This is a genomic window from Pseudomonas sp. Bout1 (assembly GCF_034314165.1).
Taxonomy (GTDB): domain Bacteria; phylum Pseudomonadota; class Gammaproteobacteria; order Pseudomonadales; family Pseudomonadaceae; genus Aquipseudomonas.
This window is the reverse complement of the sequence record NZ_JAVIWK010000003.1, coordinates 138,081-163,330: the sequence shown is the minus strand read 5'-3', so window position 1 is coordinate 163,330 and position 25,250 is coordinate 138,081. Positions and strand designations below refer to the sequence as shown.

The following is a 25,250-nucleotide window of genomic DNA, read 5'->3' as shown; positions in this document are numbered from 1 at the left end:
GATTTTTCAACAACCAAGGATTGACATCCTCCCCCGGCTTAAACGCCGGGGATTCCCTCTCCAGGACGCTCATGCCCGAGCGCGAGAATGTTCCTGGCCGCGTTCACGTCGCGGTCGTGAGTGACACCGCACTCACAGATCCATTCCCTTATTCCAAGCCCTGCGATACCTCTCGGCCTGCTGGCGGGCAATGCACCGCAACAGCTACAGGTTTGGGTGGTGTACGCCTCGTTCACGACCCTGAAGACGATGCCTGCGTGCGCGCATTTGTAGGCCAGCATTGTTTTCAGTTGACCCCAGCCGGCATCGAGCACCGACTTGGCCATCTTGGTTTTGACGAGTTTCTGCGAGCTGACATCGCCCACGATGATCGTGTTGCAGCGCTCGACCAGCGAGCGGCTGAATTTGTGTAAGGCATCCTTGCGCCGGTTGGCTATCTTGGCGTGGATTGCCCGCACCCGAGCTTTCTTGCCAGCACGCTGGGCGCTGGCCAGCTTGGGCTCCAGGTCGCGGTAGAAACGGCCATTCTCCAGCCGCTGCCCGTCGCTACAGGTGGCCACGTCCTTCAGGCCCAGGTCGATGCCTACTACCCCTTGCCCCGTCGATAGCTGGGTCTCCAGCTCGACGACCACATTGAAATACCAGCGGCCTCGGGCGTCTTCGCTGAAGCTGCCGGAGCGGAGGCGGTACTGGCCCAGCCCGTAGCTGTCCCAGACCTTGAAGCATCTGCCATTGTGGAACACCTGGCCGTTCTTCCAGCTCGCTGCGCCGGATTTGAACGGAATCCAGCCGAGCGAGCGGCGAACACCGATCGATTTACGCCAGCTCAGCCGGGCCTTCTTGAACTGCCGGCGGCGCGTGGCGTATTCCCGCGACACTTCCTGCAATGTCTGCGAGTGCAGGCCCAGTTCCTTGCTTGCGCCCTGGGTATAGCGATCTAAGTCGTAGGCCGACAGAAAGACCCCGCGCTCACGGATCGAGCGATGGCTGAGTTCGTTCAGGTAGTTCCAGACGAAATTCACCTGCCGGGCCATCTGGCGCAGCAGCTGAGTGTGTTTGTCTCGAACGCGAACCTGGAGGGTCTTGGTGTGCTTCATGTCGGCAGCGTGCCATAGCTCTGGAATAACCCAAGGTGAGCCATCGCTATTCTCCGGCCGCCCCGATCTAGGGCGGCGTCTGCGTAATTCAGACCAAAAAACCGCCCGAAACCAGACCTTTCCCCGCGACCTGCATGAAACGATCTCCTCACCTAAGGAGACTCACATGCCCAGCGAAAAATATCTTCCGGCGATATGCCGATCACCACTCATTGACTACCTGGCAGGCATCGGCTCGCACGCGGTCATGATTCTGACGTTCAGGCACAGCGGCGAAGAGCTGCGCTCGATGTCCAGTCGTCACGCTGCCGGCTTGATGGCAGTAGCGGTTGGCATGGTCGTCGCCTGTACCCACCTCGCCCCGAGCTCCAGCTCCACGCATAGCTTGGCGCTTTACACACTATTTCCCCTCCTCATAGCAGCAGCAGCCTTACGCACCTTCGGAATGCATGCCGTTGCAGGGTATGCGACGTTCCTGGTGGTGACAGAGCCGGTAGCCCTGGTTGTTCGCCATCTCCCAATGGGCGACCTGATTGATGCCGTGTTTTCGTTCTGGTGCTTAGCAGCGCTGTCTGTCTACGGCGGCAAATGTGCAAAAAACAGAATGGAGTCGCCTCAATGAAGTCGACCGCAGAACAGCTCCCCATCATCGAATACCAAGGTGACCATCTGGTGGTGAAGGCCTATGCCGGGTGCGGCAAGACGACAACGCTTGTTGCCTACGCCAACCATCACAGCCACTTGCGCATGCTCTATCTGGCGTACAACCGCGCTATCCGGGATGAAGGCGCGGAGAAGTTTCCGAAAAACGTAGTGTGCAAGACATCCCACCAGTTGGCCTGGCCGCAGTTTGGCCGACACTATCAGCACAAGCTCGGGAACATCCGTCTGACGGATGCTGCCGGGCTCCTCAAAACACGGAACTGGGGAGATGTTCGAGACGCTATCGCTGTGCTCAATGCCTACCTTTCGAGCGCTGACGAAGAAATCAGTGAGGCGCATTATTTTGCTGCGCTCAGCGAGGAAGAGGCAGCGGAGCACGGAGCCGATCACCTCGACCGGACGATAAATTCTGCCCAGAAACTCTGGGACGAGATGATCGATACCGAGAGCAAATTCCCCTGCCAGCATGACGCATACCTGAAGCTCTTCCAGCTCAGTAATCCCCAGCTGCCGTATGACGTGATCCTTTTCGATGAGGCGCAGGACAGTAACCCCGTAACTGCCTCCCTGGTCGCTGGTCAGAAGGCGAGGAAGATATTTGTCGGCGACAAATGGCAGCAAATCTACCGTTGGCGAGGGGCTGAGAACGCACTTGATACGCAGATTGTGCAGGGCGCGGCGTCGATGTTCTTGACCAACTCGTTCCGGTTCGGGCCGATGATTGCCGGCGTAGCCAATGCGATCCTCAAACAGCAAGGGGAAACACGTCCCCTGGTTGGGTTTGGTGCCCGCGACAAAGTGACGACATCGCTGCCCTCTGGATGTAACCACTACACCGTGCTCAACCGCACGGTGATCGGCGTGATCATGACGGCCATTGATGCTGTATCTGACGGCCAAGTTGTCTACTGGAACGGGGGGATTGAGGCATACCAAATCTCCGACCTCGAGGATGTTTACCATCTGAAGGTCGGCCGCAAGGATGAGATCCGCAACAAGCGCCTTTTCGGGCAGTTCAGCGACTTTGGAGGGTTTGCCGAAGCGGCAGAGGAGTCGAAGGATGCCGAGATGAATCGGATGCTCAGGATACTCAAGGAGCACAACGACATTCCGAAGTTGATCTCGGCGCTACGCCGCAACTCAACGGATGATCCTCTTGATGCAGATGTGATTGTGAGCACCTGCCACCGCTCGAAGGGGCTGGAGTGGGATGTGGTTGTCTTGGAAGAAGATTTCCCAGACATCTTCGACGAAGAGAAGATCACCCCTGATCAGCGGGTTGATGAGTTGAATTTGCTCTATGTCGCAGCCACAAGAGCAAAGAAGGTGTTGGTGATCAACAGCATCACCCAGGTCGTGATCCAAAAAAGTCACGCTGAGGCCAAGCGGGAGATGGAAGCAGCAGCGGGGCAGCGCGCATGATCTACCTCTATCTCGCGCTTTTACTGGTGCCGGCCGGCGCGATTTTTGTCTGGGGTAAGCTGGTGTCACAGTTTTCGGTAAAGACGTGGATCGTCTATCGGAACACTGGAATCATCGGCGGGCCTGTACATGAAATGGCGCACGCGATTGCATGCCTGCTCTTCGGCCTGCGAATCAGGAAGCTTGCTCTATTCGCACCGGATGCAATCACTGGGCAGCTGGGCTACGTCGAGTTTTCCTACAGCCCGTTTTCTCTGCGCAACTCGATTGGTCTCCTTGTTCAGGGCATAGCGCCCTTGTTGGCCGGGGGCGCAATCGCCGTTATCTCCCTTGGCACATCATACGATCAGAGCCTTCCCGACCAGGGATTGGTGCCGTTGGTTGTCTGGATCGGCGCTGTGGCCACCGGTTCTGTTACCGCGATCGTCGACTTGGGTACTGGCTCATTGCAGGGGTTTGCTCTGGCGTTACTCGTCCTGGTTATCTCGATGCACGCCATCCCAAGCACAGCCGATACCGCCCTGGGTCTCAAGGGATTCGCGATCATCGCGGTCGCTTTCGGCGGATTAATTTTCTTGCTCCAGATGATCCCATTCCAAGGAGAAGGCGTAGCAATGGCGTTCATCATCAAGGCAGCGGATCTGGGGACGCGCTATCTCGAGATCGGCATGTGGCATGCACTCAACGGCGCGGTGACGGTGGTGACCCTATCTGTAGTAGCGAGCTTAGTGCTGATCCTGCTCCCAGCGTTTTTCTTCCATCTAAAATCCTTCTGGGATGGAGCCCGTGGCCATGTTTGAGCACTTATGGTGCATGCAATCGCGGGTGCATTAGGCCCGAGCAATTCACGAAGTCAAGGAAATTATATGCCCAAGTTTCTTAACACCAGCGCTACCAATTACTACCTGGAGGAGCTGATCAAGAACGCCAAAGAGCGGCTGATCCTGATCAGCCCGTTCCTCAAAATCAATGATCGCATCCGCGAGCTGCTGGAAGACAAAAACCGCATGAAGATTGACGTGCGGATCGTCTACGGCAAGAGCGAGCTCAACCCTCAGGAAATTAACTGGCTCAAGGCCCTGACCTTCGTTCGCACGAGCTTCTGCAAGAATTTGCATGCCAAGTGCTACCTCAACGAAGAAGTGGCCATCATCACGAGCCTCAACCTCTACGAGTTCAGCCAGGTCAATAACAACGAGATGGGCATCCTGCTGACCCGGGAGGCTGACTCGGAGTGCTACCGCGATGCCTACGACGAGGCTCAGCGTATTGTCCGTGTAAGCGATGAGGTGCGTATTGCAATGGAAATGGTCGTCAAGGTCGAAGGCGGTGGCGCTGCTGCTCAGGCAGCATCGGCATCGACCGATGAGGCTGATGGTGGTTCAGGCGCTATGGCCAAGCTCACCTCTGCAAAGTTGGCTGCAAAAATGGGCATCAAGACGAAAGACCTGATGGATCGGCTTGTTGCGGGGGGATACCTCGAGCTTCGAGATACCATGCATTACCTGACAGACCTTGGTAAATCCGCAGGTGGCGAGTTCCGGAAGGGGCCTGGCGGTTTTTACTTTTTATGGCCGTTTGATTTTGATTTTTGACGCTTGTGTCGAGGCCCGACCGGCACGGAAAGCAAGCCTGAATGCCATGGAATTCCTCACCTGATGTGAGCCGGCCCAGAAGCACGATAAGCGAGCCGCCCAAGGCTGACTAAGGGCGGCTTTTCTTTCTCCTCCGGGCCTGCTTGACCGCAAATTTGCGTGATCCCAGAGGGTTGCAGGCATCCCTGTAAATAGGCATCATGGCCCTACCGAAAGGTGCGTAAGCTGCGCGCTATTGCAGCTCAAGAACCCTCACAGTCCCGATCGGGGCTGTTCAAGTAAGCATAAGTCCGTCTGACCTATGCTACCCCCCAGAATCAACCATCCACGCATGAGCGTAGATGTTTGTCCGTGCCTGGCACGGGTCGTTAGCTGCGACTCTAATCAGCTTAAAAACCTACCCATGCGGGGAAACCCGTATGGGATTTCTCCGCTCTGAAAACTGGAGTTGAGAATATGAGCAATACCAACGAAGTCGTTAATCTGACCAAGTTTAAAACTACCCGTGAACTCGAAGCCTTCGGGGTTCGTAATCTTACGAGTTGGAAGGAATTTCAGGAGATTCGTAATCTCCTTTTCTTCCCGGTGTTGCCGACCAAGGAAAGTGTTGCAAAGCGCGTTGAGCGTCTTGCCGAAATTGCCCTTGCTGAAGCAAAAAAATCTGGCACAACTACCGTTCTGGTCAGTTGCCCGCCATGGATGATGCATTCGCTGTGTGCCGAGCTGGTTTATCACGGGCTCACACCAGTCGTAAGCTTCACCAAAAAAACCAGTGAAGACAGCCTGTCTGTGATTGATCTGGTAGTTGCTGCGTAAACCTGCACAAAATAAACCGCCCACTGGGGGAGTCTTCCCCTATGGGGATTCTCCTTTTCTTGGGCAACTGCTTTCGAGAACGGAGAATATAAAATGCAATTCAATGCAAAAGTTGAGATGAAAGAGTTCGGCTTCAATACCAACGCGCAAGCGCCAGGTTTTGCAGAAGGACACCAGTGGATGCATCACGTCGCGCCGAAGAAGAAGTATTTTTTCCGCGAGATGCTGGTCAAGCCGTTCATGAGTTGGCTCTACGCTCCGTTTGGGGATAGCTGCATGCTCCTCGGCCCAACTGGATCGGGTAAGTCTTCGCTCGTAGAGCAAGTCACTGCCCATCTTAATTGGCCCTGCATCACCGTTTCGGCACATAGTCGGATGGAAATGCCGGAGCTTACTGGTTACAACCTGCCTGTCACTGATCCGGTGAGCGGCGACCTGAACACGAAGTTTGTGGATGGGCCGCTGACCCAAGCAATGCGTAATGGGTTTGTGTTCGTGCTCGATGAGTACGACACGCTTGATCCGGCAGTAACTGTAGGTCTGCACGCTGTCATGGAGGGGAGACCCTTGGTGATTGCGGAAAACAATGGTGAGGTTGTGAAGCCTCATGCCAACTTCCGGTTTGTCGCTTGCGGCAATACGGCGGGACAGGGTGATGCATCGGGAGTACATGCTGGCACCATGCAGCAGAACCTGGCATCGCTGGATCGCTTCCGAGTGTTTGAGGTTCCGTACCTTGAGGCTGATAACGAAGTAGCAACTTTGATATCTGCTTTGCCAATGCTTCCGGAAGAGATGGCGAAAAACATGGTGAAGGTTGCGAACTCCATTCGTAATCAACATCAAGGGTTAGGTGGTAATTACCTAAGCGTCACGATGTCCACTCGGACATTGCTTCGCTGGGGGCGTATCTCTTGTGGATACACTCACCAGGCCGCGGCTAATCCGCTTCAACTTTCGCTGGATGAATCGCTGCTCAATCGCTGCGATTTAGTTCAGAAGACAGCAATTCGTAAGATCGCCCAGAGTGTCTTTGGTGGCGATTGGAAAGTTGCTGTGTAAAAACCCTAAGGGGGAATCTCCCCCACCGGGCGCGATTCCCCCTTTTTCATGCATGTGAGAAAGGAGAATCGTGAAATGTCCATTCAACAGAATGAGATCAAAATCCTAGACCAACTACTGCTGGTCGATCTTTCCGGTATCCATCTGTGGACTGCTCGGAAAAAGCTTAAACCTGAAATGCTGGAGGGGAAGATTCCTCCTGCTATTTTGGCTTCACTCGGCTCGATGCGTGTAATCGACCCGGAGAAGCTGAAACCGTTTGAGAAGATCAAGCGGCAGGCTACAAAGGTGGTGGAAGAGTGTGGTGTGCGGTTCCTCGGTGGCTATGCAGTTTCCCAGGACAAGATCCAGGAGGTTGTTGACCGACTGGAAGCGCTCAAATCGCAATTCTACGACTTGAAAAACAACTTTCTCCCTAACTACGAACGCTGGATCACTGAGTGGATCGACAAGGGCTGGGAGAAGCAAGAATGGCGTGATGCTATCCGCACCTCGGTGACACCGAAGGCGCAGGTAGATGCAGGGATGCATTTTGGGTACGCGGCATGCCGTGTTTCCCCTGATGGCGACAAGCACCTCTCTAACACGCTGGGTACGCAGGTCCGTGGTTTGTCAGATCAGCTGTACGCTGAGACGGCAGATACAGCCGAGCGCTTGCTTGAAACAGGCTTGGCCACTCGTGGCCATGTCACACAAACGACGCTGAACACTGTTCGGAAGATCAACGCCAAGCTTCGCGGCCTGATGTTCCTGTCCAGTGAGGTCAAAGCCCTAACCGAACACATTGAGGAAGTCCTTGCGGCTCTCCCCAAGTCCGGGGTGGTTAATGGCTCTCAGTACAACAGCGTTGTAGCCCTTGTGTCGGCCCTTTCTGATGAGGACTCGATCAAGCGGCTGATCAAAAACCTGAACATTGCCAACGGTCATGAAGATGCATCGATGGCCTTCGTTCCAGCATTGCCTTCAGTTGAAACCGAGGCCCCGGCCGGTGTTGAAACAGAGGCTCCTACAGCAGTTGAGATCGAGGCCCCGGCCGAGACTGTCGCTGTTGTTGCTGTACCTGATGCTGAAGTACCCGCGGATGCCGTAACGATGGTCGAGGAAGAGCTGAGCGCAAGCGTAGCTACTCCGAGTTGTCACGACAGCATCAACGAAGTACCAGCAACACCCGAGGTTGTTGAACCAGCTGAATCCGTTCCAGTGGAGCAGTCTGAAGAACCCCTCGTAATCAATCCGTCCGAACCCGATATGCCCTTCGGCACCTTCTGGTTCTGACATCACAAACAAACCCCGCGTGGGAGTAGCCCTCCTCGCGGGGTTACTCCTTTTCGCGGTGGCGAGAAAGGAGATAAACGATGAGCAATCAATCCCTGGTCGGCACTCTGCCGATCTATGCACAGCACCTTGCCGAGCTAACTGGCGTCAAAGTGCACGTTGAGGGTATCCAGGCTAAGACAGATGGAAAAAACGTATTTGTCCCCTTCACCGAGGACGATCTGCCGCTGTCCTTCGGGTACATCGCACATGAATGCTCCCATGTCCGCAACACAGACATGGGCTGCTTTCGCGACTCATGCCCGACACCCTTCCGCAAGAATCTGCTGAACATTCTTGAGGACATCCGCATTGAACGATTGAGCATGGATCAGTACCCAGGTACTGAGTCGGACATCCGCTACCTGAACCGCAAGGTTCTGCTTGAGCCGTTTCGGCCTGAGCAGGTGGATGACTGCCCGGCGCTCCATGTGATTCACAACGGAATTCTCTACGGCGGTTACTGGCTACTCCAGGAACCGCAGCTTGAGGTTCCAGCAAAAGCCTACCTGGCCCGTATGGAGACCCTTCTTGGGGCTGACCTTACGGATCAGATCCTGACCCTGGTGAAGAACACCCTGACGTGCGAGAGCACAACAGATGTTCTCGCTCTGGTGGACGCGATTATCGACCTGCTGCCTTCGCAAGAGGATGAGCAGGAAGATGAGCAACCGCAGCCCGAGCAAGGCTCGGAGGGTGCTCCTCAGGACTCGCAAGAGTCGGGTGGAGGCGATCAGCAGCAGGAGCAGAAGCAAGACGGTGGTGCGGGTGCAGGTGATGAAGGCAAAGAGGAGGGGCAACCCGAATCCAAGCAGGAAACATCTGATGGAGGCCAGTCCGGCTCCGAGCCGCAAGACCAATCCCAACCAAGTAGCGGCAGCAATGCCGGCGACGATGGCCAAGAAACCTCGCAGTCCAGCAATGGCAGCGGCAAACCTTCCCCAGAAGCCAGCAACCTGCGCGAGCAGGCCAAGGATGCAACCGAAGCCGACCTGAAAGGGTTGATCTCGGAAGTTGGCGACAAGGCGGGTGAGTTGCTAGGCCGTAAGGCAGTGCGCGACGGTAATCCGCTCCGACCATTCTCTCTGGACGGGAGGGGGAGGAACCGATCCGATCAAGCGAGCGTCCGCCGTGTGCAATTGGGCATCGAGCAATCTGCCGGTCTACGACAGTGCCTTAATGGGCTGTTACAGGCGCAGGTTGATTGCCGTGTTCGGCTGAAGCGGCAGGGCAAGAGGATCGACACTGGCCGTATCGCCATGATGAAAGGCGGCGAAACGCGGGTGTTTAGAAGTAAGTCTCGAGCAGAGCGTCAGTCTGCATCAATCCAGATTCTTCTCGACAAGTCGGGGAGTATGAAGTCTGCGATGGATCAGGCCGAAGCCGCAGTCTATGCGGTGCTAAGCGCGCTGGAGGGACTTCCGCTGGTGACAACCGGCGCGATGTCGTTTCCCAACAAGGCAAACGATGGCGTTGAGCGCTGCGCACTGATCAAGAGCCCGAAAGAGCGATTGATCAGGGCGGTAAGCGAAGGTGGCTTTGGTGTGATGTCGGAGGGCGGTACGCCTCTTGCGCAAGCACTGTGGCCGGCTGCTGTTGAAGTTCTTCGTGCGAAGGGCGAGAAGAAGATTCTTTTCGTCATAACGGATGGGGAACCGAACGCAGGTACTACTCATGCAGCGAAAGAGTTTATTCAGCGGTGTGAGGTCAGCGGCATCGAAGTGATTGGACTTGGTTTCGGAAGTGCCAATGAGCACATCCTGAAAGCATTGTTCAGCCAATACCGTGCTGTTGGGGAGGTTGCGAATCTCAAGAACTCGCTCTTTGAGCTTGTTCGCGAAGCATTAGCTGCCTGACAAATAACCATTCAACCCACTAGGGGCTTTCCCTAGTGGGAGGCCTCTGTCGGTTTGAGGAGGTCTGAAATGGAAAATACTGCGACTGCGTTGCCCTTGCTGGATCTGTTTGGGGAACAAGTAATTATTCAGCGCCGCTCGTTTGAGCGGAGACCACGGAGAAAGGCAAGCCATGCGCGAGTCTTTCAACTTGGATTTCTCGACATTCTGGAAATGTCAGACGCTGAGTTGGAAGCCCTGCGGACACGAGACGAAATCACCGATGATTACGTTGAGTGGATGCGGGAATACCTGCTGAAAATCACTCTGAGGCAGATCATTCATCCTCAGCTCAGTGAGCAGAATTGGCGCGAAGCAATGGATTGGGTACTTTCGGACGAAGTTCATCCGTTTAGCTTCCGAGTCTGTTGTGAAGCAATGATGTGCGACTTCGAAGATGTTCGCGCTACCACATTGAAAATCGCAGCCAAAGAACTGGTTAAGTAAATAGAAGCCCGATAGGGGGAAAGCCCCCTACGGGCTTTCTCCCTTTCTGCGTTTCGTAGAAATGGAGAATCAGATGAATGCTTATAAGGATGCCCAGGCCGGCGAAGCCAGGACGTTCGTTACTCGTAACGATCAGGTGGTCAAGCTAGTTGAAAGGCTGCTGAAACGCGCTGCCGGCGTTCTCGTCGAGAAGGTTTGCCGCAAGGCTATGACGGAAGGCGAGCTTCAGGTTGTAAAGCAGGCGGTTGAGCGTGGCGAGCTGTACAAGGTTTTCAGCCTTGTTCGTCCGGCTGCTGACCAAATGCGACGTGTGGACAGCAAGAACATTTACTGGGACTGGATTGATGCCTTCGGGAGCTATTCGGACGCAGTTGGCTCTTGCTGGCCATACATGAGCCAGGAGCGAAGAGCGTACGCTCTGCTGCACGCTGAAGAGCTGGCCAACGCAATCTGCAAATAACCCTACCGGGGAACCCCGGCGGGGTTCTCCATGAAAATGGAGATGAAAATGCACCGGTTTGTTGAAGAAAAGATGGCAAAAGCCGCGCCTGTTCCATGCGACTTCATCCTTGGCGATACCGTGACGGTGACAAATGGATACGGAGTCGAAATCCAGGGAAAGAAAATCCTTGGATTCGTCCGGGAGATCGATCCTGAGTTTCGCCCTGATGCATTCGTTTTTCTGGATTGGGATTGCTACTGGTTCCCGGTTTCGCCAGAAAAATTGAAGCTCGAAAGCAGATATTCAGGACTCTAAAAAACACAACCCAAGGGGGAGAAATCCCCCGCGGGGCTTCTCCCTGCATGGATGTATGGAGAAGTCGATGAACGCGATCCTCGAAGCTGCTCGTTTGCAAGGCCAGGCCTCGATAAGCCGTAAGGCTTGGGTAACCAAAGGGGGCACAAAGGTTCACCTATGGGAGCTGTCATCAGGGGGCGTCATCCTCCTGAAGCACTCGCGGGGAGAAGGTTTTTTCCAGCCGATAAAGCTGGAGGAGCCAATGGAGATGGTTGTTGACCGTTTCCGGAATAAATGCGGCCACAAGGTGTTCTCACCTAATGGGCTATGAGTGTGAAAGGGTGGCCTTCGGGTCACCCTTTTTTTTGGTTCGCCATCTTGTTAAAGGGCATCGGTTTGGTATCATCGCAGGCATAGAGCGGGCCTCAGGTCGAGCTCTCAAGAACCCCTCCAGCACAGAGCCCTCTGTGCTTAGAACTTAGCGCCATGCATGAGCATGTCCGCCAAGGCCTGAAACGTGTATGCGTTCAGGCAGTGTTCTCATCATGTATGTGATGAGTCACAAAAAGCAGAGCCACGCTTTCAAACCGGCTTAAAAATAGCACTCAAATTATCGACATCCAGGCAACTGGATATTGGTTTTTCTGCGTGCATAAAAAACCCGCAGCGGGGAGATTACTTCCCGCCAGGGTGGTTCTCCGTCTGCATCTTTTGCTAACGGAGAACACCATGAAAACTCTCATCGTCCTTACCGCTCTTGTTGTTGGTGGCATTCAACTTGGCTTCAAGGCGTTCGATGCAGGCGTTGAAACTGCTCAGCAGTCTCACACCGCAGAAATGATCAAGGCACGTCACGCGCTTTGATTCAATAAGGCTCTTGGCAAAAAGCTTTCGGTTTTACTGGAAGTCTTTGCTTCGTAAGAGGTCGTCCCGATGTTTCATGTAAACGCAATTGACGCTGTTCGCAGCGCATCATCGTTGGCAGAAAAATCGAACTTTGCCTATGCGATTTATTCGCAGGCAAATGGCTTTATTGTTGTTCTTCTAACTCAGCCGAACGGCTCGGAGTTGGAAATAATTAAACCCTGACGGGGAATCCCGTTGGGACTCCTCGTCTTTTTGAGGAGTAAAAAAGATGTACAAGAAAATACTATTCGACTGGATTAAGGCTTCACTTATGGGCGTTGGCTGTAGCTTGTTGGCAGCCGCTTTTGTTTCCATCGTTACACCAGGAACGCATCCGCTTGTCGTATCGTTCTGTCTGGTGCTTGGCGTGGTAATGATGATCGCCGATTTGGTGGTATCCTTGATTACAGCGATGAGCAATCCGAAAGGAGAATGAAATGGACTCGATGCAGATGCTTGTTTACGCAATCGTAGGCGTTGTCGGTGCTTTGGCCCTAACCGGCGTGATCGGTTATGTGGTCGCTGACCGTCTCGACAAGAAGCACGGCACGAACATCAAGGCCCACTGAGCCTTCCCTCAGGGGTTGGCCCAGTGAACGGATTCAAGTCTAGCTTCGGCTAGACCGCTGCGTGGTCACCCTCCGTGGGTGATCCACCAGAGCCCTTCCGTGTGAAGGGCTCTGGGGATCACCCACACCTGGAGAGTTGAACATGACCGCAGCAAACGCACTATTCTGCCAAGAACTCAAAGAACTGATGGTCGAGTCTGGACGGGTGTTCAAAGTCCCCGAGCAGATCGCCAGAACTGTTTCGTCCTCCGATCCGGATACCCGGTTCGTTAAATCATGGGCGGTGATTCATCGCTTGATCCCGAGTGATGGCCAGGTCTTAGTAGTGCCTGAGGCATGATCAAAAACACAGCGAGCCCCGGCCGGTGACCCCACCAGCCGGGGCTTTGCTTTTTCAGGCGATTTTGTTGCCTGAAACCGCGCCATCATTTCTCACCCTTCCCCTAGCATCGAAGCATCCCCATTTTTGGACATGCGATCGATGCGACAACCACTCAAAACAACGCTGAGACGGCTGGTCAACGTGACCGTGATCGGCCTGTATCTCAACAGCATGACCTTCACAGCCTGGGCCGACGCTGTGACAGCAGGATCTGCGGCCGGTCAATCGGTAGGCCAGCAGGCACTTCAGGTATTCGATGGTGGGGACGCCTCCGTCACGCTTCAGGATCTTTTCCCTGAAACTGGAGACACTGCCTCGCTCGAGAACGTCTACGGCGACGATGTGAAGACGATCGATCTCGGGTTGCGAGCAAATACCCGCCTCCAATCGGAATCGTCCTCTGAGGGAGAGGCATACCGAACCCTGATCGACAGCGGCAACCGCATGTCGGTAGATCTCTCCAACGACCCTATGCTCAATCAGGCTGATCAAGTTCGTTCCCCTGACTTCATGGATGGGTTTAAGCAGAACTTCGCGGACTGCACCTCTACCGAAGTTTTTGAGAACGTGACGAAAAACGCCCATGTTGCCAATTACAAAACATGTGAGCGCGTCGTGGATCAAGGCGGAAACGTTGAGTTCCTGCATGACTACAAGGTAGGTGTAATCGAATACGTTTCCGGGCAGCCAAACTTTCAGTCGTGCGGACCAGGTTGCTTGTACATCTGGGTCGGCACGGTAGGGGACAACTACTGGAGCGGGAACTGCAAAATCTATGAGGAGTACACCCGATTCCGCGTGATAGCCAAGGACGCCATTATTTCAGCTACCGTCGACAGAGCTGTTTTCGACGATTATTTCCAAATCCTTTTCAATGACGAAATGCTTTGGACGCACACACCTGGTGTCTTCCCGCCGGAAACAGCTGGAAGCTGCGAACGCGGAACAAGCTGGAACGTAGCTCCGAACAAGGTGATCACTGACAAGTTCGGCAGCGATGATGACGTGATCACGTTCAAAACCCGCACCTCGGTTACCGGTGGTGGTGAGGGTTACGCCCGCATCAAGATCATCTATGACCCGGCAAAGGCGTTTGTCGATAATGGTTGGGGGCCGGAAGAGCGCCTGCCTATGTTCGACATGATCGAGGATGGGTTCTGCACCAACGCTCAGATGTCGTGCACGTCTATGCCGGCGGTGGACGCCAATGGCTGTACTGAAACCAATGGCGTTCGGATCTGCCGCTCTGACATGCCACCATCCCCGCACCCGAGCATCGATCCGCTTTGCAAGAAGGCCCAGGTAAGCGCCGAGTGCTCCTACTACAAGGGGAATATGGATTGCTACACGGACGCCCAGGGTGTGCAGCGGTGCCCCTCAAATGATGGCGGCAACCTGAATACCTGCACCCAGTACGAGCAGAACCCCAGCTGCGGTTTTATCTCTCAAGGTTGTATTGATGGCGCAAAAGGCGAGACAGGCTCTTGCTATGCCTTCGAGGAGGTCTGGGACTGCGGTTATGACACCAGCTACGAAACTATCGTGAACACTGGGGCCCAAATCGAATGCCCTGGTGGGGCGCGCTGCATGGGCAGTGAGTGTTTCGACTCGTCGAACACGAAAAGCGGCGATTTTGCCTATGCGGTGGCCATGCTTCAGGTTGCTCAGTTTGCTGAGCACGACCTGGACTGCGGTGGTGATGGTACCGATATCAACGAGGCCAATGACTGCAAGGTGTTCAAAGGCGAGGCTATGGAGTGCAAGAAGGCGCTCGGGGGCTATGTTGACTGCTGCGAAGCGCCGGAAAGCGTAAGCATCTTCGACTATGTAAACCTGACCATGAACACTCTCAAGATGACCAGCTCACTTGAGGCATTGAGCAGGACAGGAAATCTCTTTGCGCCGGGATACTGGGCCGCGGGCACTGAAGCTGCCATGTCTGTCGGCTCCTCGGTTATCAAGGGCCAGTGGGGCACCATTGTCGATAGCGCCACTGCTGCGTTCAATGAGGGATTCCAAGGTGCAGCGATGGGACAGATTCAGCAATGGCTGATGCAGCAGGCCTATGATGCAATGGTTGAAATGGGGGCCTCTGCTGCTGCAAATGCGGTATTCGCTACAGGTGCAGAAGGCACCGCGACCCAGGGTACTGTTACTGGACTAAGCGCCAACGCTGCGATGGTAGTTAATATCATCGGCTGGGTTTATATGGTCTATGTGATTGTGGATCTGCTGATCAACATTATTTGGGAGTGCGAGCAGAAGGAGTTCGAGCTTGGTGCGAAAAAGGAAACCCGGCAATGCCACTTTGTTGGCAGCTACTGCGCATCCGAAGCACTTGGGTCATGCGTTGAAAAGCGAGAGGCCTATTGCTGCTTTGGCTCGGTTGTAGCGCGCATCATTCAAGAGTCAGCCCGTGAACAACTGGGGTTGGGATGGGGTGACGTAAAGTCGCCTACGTGCGAAGGAATTACGCCAGCTCAGATGGCGCAGATGGATTGGTCGCGTGTGGATCTGTCTGAGTGGATCGGCATGCTGAATCTTGCAGGGCGTCTTCCTACCGCTAATACAGTTTCCCTGGAGGATATTACCGGGAGTGGTAGTAAACTTCAGACAACAGATGGAGAAAAGCGTCTGAACACATTAGATAGAAACCTACAGAGGCTTGAGAATTTCGATGTAGACGCGGTAAAGAGAAAGGCAGAGGAAGGGCTGCGATAAAATAAGCCCCGCGCTGGCGGGGCTTTTTTTATTTATCAGTTGTTTTATTTTCCGATGAAATACATCGATTGACCTTTATTGATAATGCGCGCTGGAACAGAGTTCTTCCGCAGCCTTTCACCTGGGTGGTACATGTAAAACCATTCAGGTAGTTTCTCCGAAACCTCAATCATGGCGTCCAGTGTAGATATATCGTTTTTGTTTCCGTCAATTGTATACTGCCCATGATGAATAAATATCGGCCCGTATGCCTCGGAAGAAGCAATGAAAGTAGGAGGAACTGAAGCTACCCCGTCAAACTGAACCGGGGTCTCTTTCCAAATTGCTACGGGGTCAACATAGGCTTTCCCACTACCAGGCGGATATTTTCCAACTTTAGGCGTGAGTGTTGATCTTTGATTAGGGAAAGCTTTAAGGCGGGCCTCATCAAAAAGTTTTAGTACAAGAGCAGATGCTTCTTCGGGGGACTTAGCAAGTGTGGATGGGACCCACGCGGCTGTTTGATACCCCCGAGCTGGATCGCTCGAACCGCCGAGTAGAAAGAGTCCTACCCCAAGGCCAAGAGCTGCATTGCTGCTGACGCCTGAGGGCGGGGACGCATAACCGCCTGCGGCAATAGCGACATCGCCCACAGACGAACCGCCCGTACCTGAAGTCGCTGTTGTCGGGCCGGATGTAGCCAGCTCGAGAGGAACATCACGCTGGCCAGAAATGTTCATGGCAGTCAGAACGTGCATTGCATCCGACCATTTTTCCTTCGGTACATTCTGCGGATCAGGCAGCTGCACGGTGGCAGTCTTCGGCGTGGAAGAGCACCCGACCAGGAGGGCAATAGTTGCTGCGAGGAGGCCGGTGTAAATCGTTCTACGATGGTTCTGCATGGTGAAACTCCTTGTTTTGATAGGCATAGGTTACCGGCTTCGGCGGGAATCCCAAGCGAAGCGAATGACTGGTGGGCTTTCTACGCATTGGACGGGTAGCGCACGCCTCGCGGCGGCCCTATACTCGACACTGTACAGATAGCCAGCAATCCAATGCTCAGACGCCAAGCCTACAAATTCCGCATCGAACCAACCGGCGAGCAGCAGCGTAAGCTGCGGCAGTTCGCAGGGGCGTGCCGATTCGTTTTCAACAAGGCGCTGGCGGTGCAGCAAGTCAACCGCGAAGAAGGCGGCAAGTACATCGGCTATGTGGCCATGGCCAAATATCTCACCGCCTGGCGCAACGGCGATGAAACGCCTTGGCTGAAGGATGCCCCGGTGCATCCCTTGCAGCATGCGCTCAAAGACCTCGACCGGGCCTATCAGAACTTCTTCGCCCAGCGGGCCGACTTTCCCCGCTTCAAGAAACGCGGTCAGCGCGATAGCTTCCGCTACCCCGATCCCAAACAGATCAAGCTCGACCAGGGAAATTCACGCATCAACCTGCCCAAGCTGGGCTGGCTGCGCTATCGCAACAGCAGGCAGGTGCTGGGCACGGTGAAGAACGTCAGCGTGAGCCTCAGCGCCGGGCACTGGTGCGTTTCGATCCAGACCGAGCGCGAGGTAGATGTACAGCGGCACTCCTCCCCGCTGGCGGTCGGCATCGATCTAGGCGTGGTGCGTTTTGCGACACTTTGGGATGGTCGACAGGAAACAGTGTTGCAACCGCTCAACAGCTTCAAACGGCATCAGCACCGGCTGGCAAAGGCCCAGCGGCAGATGAGCCATAAGACCAAATTCAGCAACAATTGGAAGAAGGCCAAGGCTCGCGTCCAGCGCATTAACCGTCAGATCGCCGACGCCCGAAACGACTACCTGCATAAGGCGACTCACGCCATCAGCCAAAGCCACGCGCTGGTGTGTGTCGAAGACTTGAAGGTAGGCAACATGAGCCGTTCGGCCAAGGGCACCGTCGAGCAGCCAGGGCAGAGCGTCCGGCAGAAGTCGGGGCTCAACCGCGCGATCCTAGATCAGGGGTGGGGAGAATTCCGCCGTCAGCTCGACTACAAGGCCCAGTGGGCCGGTGGTTGGCTGGTAGCGGTGCCACCGCAGCAAACCAGCCAGCAGTGCCCCGAGTGCGGACATACCCATGCGGGCAATCGACAGACTCAGGCACTGTTTCTCTGCTTGGCTTGCGGCCACTCTGACAACGCCGACCGAGTAGGCTCCAGGAACATCCGTGAGCGCGGATTGAAAACGCTCGAAGGGCAGGGCCATGCCCCGATCGCCTGTGAAGTGAACGGCGCTGTATGGCCGTCAGCAGCAGGAACCCGCCGAAGCGAAGAAGCTGCATTCGCAGCCTAGCGCCGTAGGAATCCCCGGCCTTGCGGCAGCTCTGTGAGCGAAGCGAGAGGCTGGAGAGGATGTCAAACGGTTGTTGAGGTCGTACCCAAGCACAAGAAAAACCCCGCCGTGGCGGGGTTGCAGTCATCGACTCGTAGGTGGTGAATCCGGGAAGTGACCAAGCCGCTCCTCAAATACGAGCCGGCTATGACCACAATCCCAGAGAGAGAACATCAGCCCTGTGCTCATGTCAGCGGCGATAAAATCCTCTCCGTTTGGAATGAGGGTGTATCCGTTGGCTGAGATGAGATCGAAAACCTCATCCCAGCTACTGGCCCTGCGTAGTGCATGGAAAAGGCCCACCCGACCTTCTAGCTGCTGGGTCATGGCGTCACGAGCGCCCCAAAGCGCACGAGTGCCGCCGGCGTCTAGCCGGTCGGCCCATTCATCCAGCCTATTGAGCACCGATCTCATTGGTCGCGCCCTCAGCAGGGGTATCCAGCTTGTCCTGGTTGGGAGCCTCGTCACGCATTTTGACCAGCTGCTGCATGGTTTGGAGTAGCACCTGTGTGCTTTGGGCACCCTTCACCAGCAGTTTGTTGCCTGTCAGGTTGTCGACTACGACCGTTGCTGGCGTGCCGGTGACCCCCATGTTCGTGCCTTTCTTCACCTGGCCTTCGATCAAGGCCCGGTACTTGCCGCTTTCCATGCACTGACGATAGGCATCAAGGGGAGCACCAACCTCCTGCGCAAGACGCTCTACGTCCTCGACACCTTGGCCATTGAGTTGAGTGCGAGCGAACCATTCGCCAGTAAAGGCCCAGAAGGCTTTGTTGCCGGCAACCTCGCCCACGCACTCAGAGGCGTGAGCTGCCACTTCCGCTGCGGGGTTGTGGAAGGCCAGGGGGTAATGCTGCCATTCCCAGTTAATGCGCCCTTCGGACTTGTCAGCCATCTGCTTTGGCGTGTCATGGAAGCGCTTGCAATAAGGGCATTCCAGGTCAACGAACTCGACCAAGGTGAACTGGGCGTCCTTGCTGCCGTAGATGTGCCGACCTTCAATGGTGGTGTCAGCTGCGCCGCTCCACTTCGAGAGGATTTTCGCTTTCGCTGCGTTGATCTTCTCAACTTCACGATCCTTCAGGGTTTTGTCGACCGCGCCTGGCAACTGCTCCACAAGGGCATTTTGTACCGCGATGTCGGTGTAGCTCTGACCCATGTGGACGGAGACACCGATAGCAACGGCAGAGGTCACGATGGAAACGCCAATGGCTGTAGCGAGAGTGGGATTGAATTTAGGCATGACTGATCACTTATAGGAGGGGGAAAAAGACGGTTTCAGGTGAAGAGGGACATCCTTCGGGGTGCCTTCGACGAGAATGACCCACTCCTCGTAGCTCAACCGTTGAGCCCCTTTGCAGAGCTTGTTCCGGACGGCAATGTAGTCATCGACCGAACCGGCCGCGTTGGCCAAGGTGACGATGCGCTCGCTTGCCGCGGGTTGGCCAAGAGCAAAGGCCTGCGCCACATTTGCAGAGTCAGCACAGTTGGCCTGGAACATGGATGAGGGGACTGCAACGCTATCGTTCGTTGTAAGGCGTGCTTGCAGCTCTGGGTGAAGCTTCCCGGCCGGGGTCTCGAGAACATCGAGGCTGCCAAGAACGGGTTGATAGGTGGGTTTTCGCAATGCTGCACCGCCTCGGCCCGTATGCCCCCAACTGGTGTGGTATTCGCGCATGTCGGGCTCGTAGCTTGCTACCTCGAATGGCGTGCCTGAGGCAGGTGGTTCTGGCTTGTTGGCACAACCCGCTGTGAGCGCCAAGCCAATGGCCAGGCCTAGCGGCAGGAGAGATTTAAGGTGGTGCATGGTTGATCCTCTGAGGCTGGTAAGGATCATTTTCCTCTGTACAGAAAAGGAGATGGCCCGTTTTCAGGACGAAAAAGCGACTGAAAAAACGCCGACAAAAAACCCGCTTGCCATTGGATTCTGCTTGTTGCAGACTTCCTATCACGTCGAGTAGCTCGGCGTTATAAATCCGGATTGCATGCCTTGCAGTCCATCTAGCAGGCCCAGCGCCTCATGGTTGAATCTCAACCATCATGAATTCCCAGATTAAGTCAGCCCACATGTGTGGACTGATTTAGTCATGCGCTTCGTCGCATGGTCGGCTTGTTGGCCGTCTCAAAAGTACAACCAAAAACCCATGAAAAACCAAACCCCAACGGGGCTGCTATTGCCCCCGTATTGGGGTAATGCCGCCCCGTAGTTCTATCTAAATGGAGAAATACTATGGCTCGCGGCGTAAATAAAGTGATCTTGGTTGGCACCTGTGGTCAAGATCCAGAAACTCGCTACTTACCGAACGGTAATGCAGTAACCAATCTCAGCCTTGCAACAAGTGAGCAGTGGACTGACAAGCAAACGGGACAGAAAGTCGAAAAGACCGAATGGCACCGTGTTTCTTTGTTTGGGAAAGTCGCTGAAATCGCTGGTGAGTATCTGCGGAAAGGATCGCAGGTATACATCGAAGGTAAGCTTCAAACACGAGAGTGGGAAAAAGACGGTATCAAACGGTACACCACCGAAATTATCGTCGACATGCAGGGCAGAATGCAGCTCCTGGGTGGTAGGCCAGAGCGCGACAACTCTCAAGGGCAACCCCGTGAGCAGCGTCCGCAACAGCAACAACAACGTCCTAGTCAGTCACCACGCGATCCTGCTCCACAGCATGATCCGCATTATGACAGCTTCGACGACGACATCCCTTTTGCCCCAATTAGCCGTTTGCTTCTAAACATCATCTAATCAGGCAGAAGTCAGTCAAGAATTAACGCACCTTCGGGTGCGTTTTCTTTTTAGAAAGGAAAATGAAATGAGCGATAACTTCCAAAACGCAGTTGCAATTATTGCGAAGCAAGAAGAAAAGTTCATCAAGCTAGTGGAGTCGTCGAAGACTGACGTGATGTTCAAAAATGAGCTGCTGTTTGCATCGCAGGCCATGATGAACAACGACTATCTGTGCAAGTGCGCTACGACTAACCCGCTAAGCCTTAGAAATGCCTTTAGCCAGGTTGCGGCTTACGGATTGACTCTTAATCAATCCCGACAGCTCGCGTACTTGGTGCCCCGAGACGGGCAGGTGGTTTTGGACGTGTCCTGGAGGGGCATGGTCAAGGTCGCTGTGAACGACGGTGCGATCCGTGATTGCATCGTTGAATTGGTCTACTCGAAAGACAAATTCGAGTACAGAGGGAAGCGACAAAGCCCGACCCACACGTTCAACCCTTTCGACAAGAAGGCTGATCGTGGGGAGTTTGTAGGTTGCTACGTCGAAGCTCTTCTGCCTGATGGCCGCGTTCACGTTGAGGCGGTTACCGCTGATGAAATCAATGCTGCTCGCGATGCTTCAGAGCTGTGGAAACGCAAGAAGAAAGGCCCTTGGGTCGACTTCGAAGATTCCATGCGCAAGAAGTCGGCCATCAAGATTGCAAGGAAATACTGGCCTCAGACCGGCTCAAAGCTGGACGGAGTGATTCAGTACCTCAATACAGACGCTGGGGAAGGGTTCTCTTCCAACGATGTACCAGTTGAAGTTGTTGAGCGATATATGGGCGCTGCTGATGTGGTGGAAACTGAGCCGTTGCCGACCTCTAACCAGGTTAATCAGCAGCCAGAACCCACCGTAGACCCCGAACAGGCCGCTAAACCAGAGGTTGCAGATCCTGCCCCGGCAGACGATGTGATTGAAGGTGAAGTTGTCCGTGATGGAAGCCAAGTTCCGCCACCTGCTGATTTACCTGCAAAGGTGATCAAGAAGGTTGCGGAAGTTGTTCGGCGTGCTCGTGATGCCAATAGTTGGGAGCCGGCGTTCGAGTACGTTTCGACGTGGCCTGTAGACGCTCGGGATTACGCTGTAACCCAGTTGAAATCTGCGCAGTACGTTGCTCAGTCGCAAGGCGAGTGACGCAAAAAAACGCTTTGGGGGGCCTTGTTGCATAGGGCGCTTCGAACTGACCACAACCCTGCGGGGCTTTCCCGTAAGGGGAGTGCTCCGTCAGTTCAAAAGGAATCAATCAGATGGCTGACTTGATCGTCTTCATCCTGACCCTGCTGCTGCCGTAAGGCATCTGCAAAAAACTCCCTGACGGGGCATATCGCCCCCAGGGGCGCATTGCCCTCGTCGTTTTTTGAGAAAGGAAAACGATATGGCAACTGCACAACCGAAAGTCACCGTACAGCTCATGCATGACACCGACGCAGAAAACCCGCGCAAGTGGGACAACCTTGCAATGATGGTCTGCGCTCATCGCCGCTACATTCTGGGTGATGAGGATGGAGCTACTGAGGCGCTTGACCTGATCTACGAGCACCTGTCCGAAAGGCAGCTCAACGAGATGGGCTTCGACTCAACTCATGTACCTGACATCCAACAAGCTCTCAAAATGACAGGCAAGGCGATCATTCTGCCGCTGTATCTCTACGATCACAGCGGCATCACGATGAGAACCAAGCCGTTCGCCTGCCCCTGGGACAGTGGGCAAGTGGGCTTTATTTTCGTGAGCAAGGCGAAAGTGTGTGCTGAGCAGGGCTGGAAACGGCTGAACAAGTCACGCACCGAAAAAGTAACCGCCATGCTGGTTGGGGAGGTCGAGGTTTATGACCAGTACCTAACCGGCGATGTGTGGGGCTTCAAGGTGATTGAAGACGGCGAGGAGACAGATAGCTGCTGGGGTTTCTATGGCAGCGATCCGCTTTCTAACGGCGTAGTAGAGCATCTTGCAGGCCAAGCAAAGCAGCTGGTTGAAGCTGGGCAATACCAGCGAATCAACTGAGTAATCGCTATCCCTGAGGGGCACCGCCCCTCAGGGAAGGTGCCTCTTTTTCAGGGCTAAAAATCTGAGAAGGAGATACACCATGCGGACTTACATCCTATCGATGACCATCCTGCATACACAGCAGAAGGCTACCTTCCGTTGTGAAGCAACCACCTTCGGCGAAGCGATCGACAAAGCAGAGAAGGCCCATCCGGGTTTTTTTGCCGTTCTGACCCACTCCCTTCCAGGAGAGCAGAACAATGCGACCGTCAACCGTTGAGGGGCTGAAGGACTCCCTTGCTAGCTGGGGGGAGATGAAAGAAGAGGGTGGTGCGTTCGCGGAATACGCTGACGAAATGATCGAGCAATTTCAGGTGAAGCTCATTCTCCTGGAGTACCTGCTTTGTCAGTTCACTATCCACGGACTTGGCTTGACGCTGAAGCATCGGAGCCGGGATGCCTGGGGTGTTCTTATCCCAGACGCATCTCAGCAAGGGCGCTTTCGGTGGCAGGCGTTTCAACGTGATGGCTTCACCGGCCATTGCACGCATGACACGCCGGAGCTGTGCATTGGCGACATGCTTGACGATGGATACGCACTTCTAGATATGGGGGCGCTTGATCGATTGTCGGGTACCGCTGAATGGCAGCGCGGCATGGAGATCGTCGCAGTGATTCAGGCTTGCAATGCAGGTCAGTTGAGCTTCGAGGATGCCATGCGCAAGCGAGAAGAAATCTACTCCCGCTACGCGAAGGTTGCGTAATCGTGAGCATCACTGGAACACCAGAGAAAGAATATCCCCCAGGGGGCGAAAGCCCTCTGGGGTTTCGCCTTTCCGGGGGTGCCACTTGGGTTTTCGAGCCAGGGTGGTGAACTTGAGAAAAGGAGAAATCAATGAAGACCTTTGAGTCATGCTGCAAGGCATTCCATGCCGTAGAAGCCGCAATCGTCGCTCACCGCAATTCGGAGTTAGGAGTCGAGATCCAAGAAAAAACCATGTTGGGGAAACTCAGCATGTTCATGGATCTGGATAACTGGCCTGAGAACCCTGACCTTCAGGGATTGACGGAAGCAGACGAAAAGCAGCTGCGCGAATGGGGTGTTGTTTACAGTAAGCGGCTCCAGGACTTCCATGCGAAGGCCGAAGAGCTGAGAAAGGAGCGGTATAACGCCGTCTGTAGGGCGTTACGGCTGCTCGGAGAAGAAATTGGCTTGCAGTTCAACTTCTTCACATCAGGCCCACTAGATGAGCGCATAGCGAATGTGCTGAGCCATGCTGACTTGCTACGCAAGACGCTGCTTGACGGGCTCGGCTATGTCGATGTGCTTGATCCAGAAACAAACTTTGCGAAGGGCTTCTACAGCACCACAAAGTTGAAGAAAACCGAGCTGTTCCACGACCTGAAGCTCTGTGCTGAGTTCCGTAACAACGGTGTTCTGCATGCGTATGAGGTAATGGCCAGGCTGGGGTTCCATGAGGGTGTCGACAATGAAAATCGTTGACATCGCGCAGCGGACTCCTGATTGGCACGAGTGGCGAAGGGAAGGCATCAGTGCAACCAGTTGCGCTGTCATCATGGGTGAAAACCCTGATAAAACGCCCCTGGAGCTGTGGAAGGAATTGGTTGGAATTGTCGAGCCAGCTGACTTGTCGGTAATCCCGCAGGTTAGGAGGGGAGTCAAATTCGAACCGCTAGCGCTACAAGCCTTTGAGGATAAGTACGGCAAGATGGCTTTGCCGTTCTGTGCAGAGTCGACCGCATACCCTTTTATTCGGGCATCGTTCGATGGGGTTCTGGATGACAAGTCTCCGGTAGAGATCAAGAATCTCTCCGAAACCAACCATCTGGAGGTGCTGCAACTCAGGGAGCATAGCAAGGCATTTAAGCTGTACCGCTGGCAAGTGATGCACCAGATGATCGTCAGTGGAGCACGGCGCGGTTACCTGTGGTTTTGGTCGCCGAAGCATGAACCCTGCTGTTTGATCGTTGACTGGGATGACCTTCTGGTGAGACGAATCATTCAGGCAGAAGAAATCTTCTGGGGGCTGGTGATGCGCGGTGTGCCGCCTGAGGCCGATCCAAAGCGGGACGTTATTCCGCTGGATAGGCTGGACCTGGCTGCATGGCGTCCGCTAGCAAATGCCAGGAGAGCGAAGGAGAGCAAGATTGCTGAGCTGAAGGCCCAGTTGAAAGTGCTCACCAAGGAAGCAAAAGACCTTGAGGCCGAGATCCTGCCGTTGCTGGGGGAGTTCCGCCGGGCCGATGCTCTGGGTGTGAAAGTCACGAGCTACGAAGTGGCTGGCACTGTGGATTGGAAAGGTGTTGCGCACGAGCTGGAGGCGGTTATTCCGCCCGATGTGATCGCGAGACACCAGACCGGTTCGTCAATGGCTACGCGGGTCTCTGTGGATGCCTCCTACGATGAAAGTAAGGCCAAACCTGAGCCGTTGCCCCGCATACGGCAAAAGGTGGACGCAATAAATGAGACGGTCGAAGAGCCGTCACAGTTTTTCGGAACCTTCTGGTTCTAACCCTCAGCC

Annotated in this window: 29 protein-coding genes; 25 read left to right on the top strand and 4 right to left on the bottom strand. The window is 54.7% G+C overall.

Annotated elements, in window-relative coordinates:
* Positions 1-38 precede the first annotated feature (38 nt).
* Positions 39-1,097, bottom strand: a complete 1,059-nt coding sequence (locus tag RGV33_RS33975; protein ID WP_028622356.1) for an RNA-guided endonuclease InsQ/TnpB family protein — start codon at positions 1,095-1,097, stop codon at positions 39-41.
* A 166-nt stretch (positions 1,098-1,263) separates the two neighbouring features.
* Between RGV33_RS33975 and RGV33_RS33970 the strand changes: the two genes are divergently transcribed.
* The 17 genes from RGV33_RS33970 to traN all read left to right on the top strand — a co-directional run bounded on the left by RGV33_RS33970 (position 1,264) and on the right by traN (position 15,628).
* Positions 1,264-1,719, top strand: a complete 456-nt coding sequence (locus RGV33_RS33970) for a hypothetical protein (RefSeq protein WP_028622355.1) — start codon at positions 1,264-1,266, stop codon at positions 1,717-1,719.
* Positions 1,716-3,182 carry a 3'-5' exonuclease gene (locus tag RGV33_RS33965; RefSeq protein WP_028622354.1) on the top strand — a complete coding sequence of 489 codons (1,467 nt, stop codon included), beginning with the start codon at positions 1,716-1,718 and terminating at the stop codon, positions 3,180-3,182. The genes RGV33_RS33970 and RGV33_RS33965 overlap by 4 nt, the downstream gene beginning before the upstream one ends.
* Entirely contained in the window at positions 3,179-3,982 is an 804-nt protein-coding gene (locus RGV33_RS33960) for a hypothetical protein (RefSeq protein ID WP_028622353.1), read from the top strand. Before RGV33_RS33965 ends, RGV33_RS33960 begins: the two co-directional genes overlap by 4 nt.
* A 66-nt stretch (positions 3,983-4,048) precedes the next feature.
* Positions 4,049-4,777: a phospholipase D family protein gene (locus RGV33_RS33955; protein ID WP_028622352.1), complete on the top strand. Its 729-nt coding sequence runs from the start codon at positions 4,049-4,051 to the stop codon at positions 4,775-4,777.
* Between the two features lie 456 nt (positions 4,778-5,233).
* Positions 5,234-5,593, top strand: a complete 360-nt coding sequence (locus RGV33_RS33950; RefSeq protein ID WP_023049098.1) for a hypothetical protein — start codon at positions 5,234-5,236, stop codon at positions 5,591-5,593.
* Positions 5,594-5,686: 93 nt separating this feature from the next.
* Positions 5,687-6,655, top strand: a complete 969-nt coding sequence (locus RGV33_RS33945; protein ID WP_083377979.1) for an AAA family ATPase — start codon at positions 5,687-5,689, stop codon at positions 6,653-6,655.
* A gap of 75 nt (positions 6,656-6,730) precedes the next feature.
* Positions 6,731-7,930: a DUF3150 domain-containing protein gene (locus RGV33_RS33940; protein WP_028622350.1), complete on the top strand. Its 1,200-nt coding sequence runs from the start codon at positions 6,731-6,733 to the stop codon at positions 7,928-7,930.
* An 80-nt stretch (positions 7,931-8,010) separates the two neighbouring features.
* Positions 8,011-9,825 (top strand): nitric oxide reductase activation protein NorD, encoded by a 1,815-nt coding sequence (locus RGV33_RS33935; protein WP_033040889.1) that lies wholly within the window; start codon positions 8,011-8,013, stop codon positions 9,823-9,825.
* Between the two features lie 69 nt (positions 9,826-9,894).
* On the top strand, positions 9,895-10,311 hold the full coding sequence (locus RGV33_RS33930; RefSeq protein WP_033040891.1) for a hypothetical protein: 417 nt from the start codon (positions 9,895-9,897) through the stop codon (positions 10,309-10,311).
* A gap of 73 nt (positions 10,312-10,384) precedes the next feature.
* The gene (locus RGV33_RS33925; RefSeq protein WP_013100877.1) at positions 10,385-10,771 is read left to right on the top strand and encodes a hypothetical protein; all 387 of its coding nucleotides are present in this window, start codon (positions 10,385-10,387) and stop codon (positions 10,769-10,771) included.
* A gap of 30 nt (positions 10,772-10,801) precedes the next feature.
* Positions 10,802-11,068, top strand: coding sequence for a hypothetical protein (locus RGV33_RS33920; protein WP_169838426.1), 267 nt, complete (start codon positions 10,802-10,804; stop codon positions 11,066-11,068).
* A gap of 67 nt (positions 11,069-11,135) precedes the next feature.
* A complete protein-coding gene (locus tag RGV33_RS33915) occupies positions 11,136-11,381 on the top strand; it encodes a hypothetical protein (RefSeq protein ID WP_013100879.1) in 246 nt (81 codons plus the stop codon).
* A 398-nt stretch (positions 11,382-11,779) separates the two neighbouring features.
* Positions 11,780-11,914, top strand: coding sequence for a hypothetical protein (locus RGV33_RS33910; RefSeq protein WP_013100880.1), 135 nt, complete (start codon positions 11,780-11,782; stop codon positions 11,912-11,914).
* 271 nt (positions 11,915-12,185) lie between these two features.
* Positions 12,186-12,392 carry a hypothetical protein gene (locus tag RGV33_RS33905; RefSeq protein WP_011077965.1) on the top strand — a complete coding sequence of 69 codons (207 nt, stop codon included), beginning with the start codon at positions 12,186-12,188 and terminating at the stop codon, positions 12,390-12,392.
* A gap of 1 nt (position 12,393) precedes the next feature.
* Positions 12,394-12,525: a hypothetical protein gene (locus RGV33_RS33900; RefSeq protein WP_255311629.1), complete on the top strand. Its 132-nt coding sequence runs from the start codon at positions 12,394-12,396 to the stop codon at positions 12,523-12,525.
* Positions 12,526-12,667: 142 nt separating this feature from the next.
* Positions 12,668-12,865 (top strand): hypothetical protein, encoded by a 198-nt coding sequence (locus tag RGV33_RS33895; protein ID WP_013100883.1) that lies wholly within the window; start codon positions 12,668-12,670, stop codon positions 12,863-12,865.
* A gap of 141 nt (positions 12,866-13,006) precedes the next feature.
* Positions 13,007-15,628 (top strand): conjugal transfer mating pair stabilization protein TraN, encoded by a 2,622-nt coding sequence (gene traN / locus RGV33_RS33890; protein ID WP_033040477.1) that lies wholly within the window; start codon positions 13,007-13,009, stop codon positions 15,626-15,628.
* 44 nt (positions 15,629-15,672) lie between these two features.
* On the opposite strand, the gene RGV33_RS33885 is transcribed toward traN, so the two are convergent.
* Positions 15,673-16,509 carry a hypothetical protein gene (locus RGV33_RS33885; RefSeq protein ID WP_047296868.1) on the bottom strand — a complete coding sequence of 279 codons (837 nt, stop codon included), beginning with the start codon at positions 16,507-16,509 and terminating at the stop codon, positions 15,673-15,675.
* Between the two features lie 153 nt (positions 16,510-16,662).
* Between RGV33_RS33885 and RGV33_RS33880 the strand changes: the two genes are divergently transcribed.
* Entirely contained in the window at positions 16,663-17,913 is a 1,251-nt protein-coding gene (locus RGV33_RS33880) for an RNA-guided endonuclease InsQ/TnpB family protein (RefSeq protein WP_013100886.1), read from the top strand.
* A gap of 433 nt (positions 17,914-18,346) precedes the next feature.
* On the opposite strand, the gene RGV33_RS33875 is transcribed toward RGV33_RS33880, so the two are convergent.
* Complete coding sequence (locus tag RGV33_RS33875) at positions 18,347-19,195, bottom strand: DsbA family protein (RefSeq protein ID WP_013100888.1); 849 nt, start codon at positions 19,193-19,195, stop codon at positions 18,347-18,349.
* Positions 19,196-19,201: 6 nt separating this feature from the next.
* Positions 19,202-19,759 carry a hypothetical protein gene (locus RGV33_RS33870; protein ID WP_033041159.1) on the bottom strand — a complete coding sequence of 186 codons (558 nt, stop codon included), beginning with the start codon at positions 19,757-19,759 and terminating at the stop codon, positions 19,202-19,204.
* Between the two features lie 423 nt (positions 19,760-20,182).
* Between RGV33_RS33870 and RGV33_RS33865 the strand changes: the two genes are divergently transcribed.
* From RGV33_RS33865 to RGV33_RS33835, 7 genes are all read left to right on the top strand, one after another.
* On the top strand, positions 20,183-20,698 hold the full coding sequence (locus RGV33_RS33865; protein ID WP_013100890.1) for a single-stranded DNA-binding protein: 516 nt from the start codon (positions 20,183-20,185) through the stop codon (positions 20,696-20,698).
* A 67-nt stretch (positions 20,699-20,765) separates the two neighbouring features.
* A complete protein-coding gene (locus RGV33_RS33860) occupies positions 20,766-21,857 on the top strand; it encodes a RecT family recombinase (RefSeq protein WP_013100891.1) in 1,092 nt (363 codons plus the stop codon).
* A gap of 241 nt (positions 21,858-22,098) precedes the next feature.
* Positions 22,099-22,725, top strand: a complete 627-nt coding sequence (locus RGV33_RS33855) for a hypothetical protein (protein WP_013100892.1) — start codon at positions 22,099-22,101, stop codon at positions 22,723-22,725.
* Between the two features lie 82 nt (positions 22,726-22,807).
* Positions 22,808-22,987, top strand: a complete 180-nt coding sequence (locus tag RGV33_RS33850; protein WP_033040792.1) for a hypothetical protein — start codon at positions 22,808-22,810, stop codon at positions 22,985-22,987.
* The gene (locus RGV33_RS33845) at positions 22,968-23,471 is read left to right on the top strand and encodes a hypothetical protein (protein ID WP_013100893.1); all 504 of its coding nucleotides are present in this window, start codon (positions 22,968-22,970) and stop codon (positions 23,469-23,471) included. Before RGV33_RS33850 ends, RGV33_RS33845 begins: the two co-directional genes overlap by 20 nt.
* Positions 23,472-23,602: 131 nt before the next feature.
* Positions 23,603-24,211, top strand: a complete 609-nt coding sequence (locus RGV33_RS33840; RefSeq protein ID WP_013100894.1) for a hypothetical protein — start codon at positions 23,603-23,605, stop codon at positions 24,209-24,211.
* Positions 24,198-25,241 carry a YqaJ viral recombinase family protein gene (locus tag RGV33_RS33835; RefSeq protein ID WP_013100895.1) on the top strand — a complete coding sequence of 348 codons (1,044 nt, stop codon included), beginning with the start codon at positions 24,198-24,200 and terminating at the stop codon, positions 25,239-25,241. Before RGV33_RS33840 ends, RGV33_RS33835 begins: the two co-directional genes overlap by 14 nt.
* Positions 25,242-25,250 lie beyond the last annotated feature (9 nt).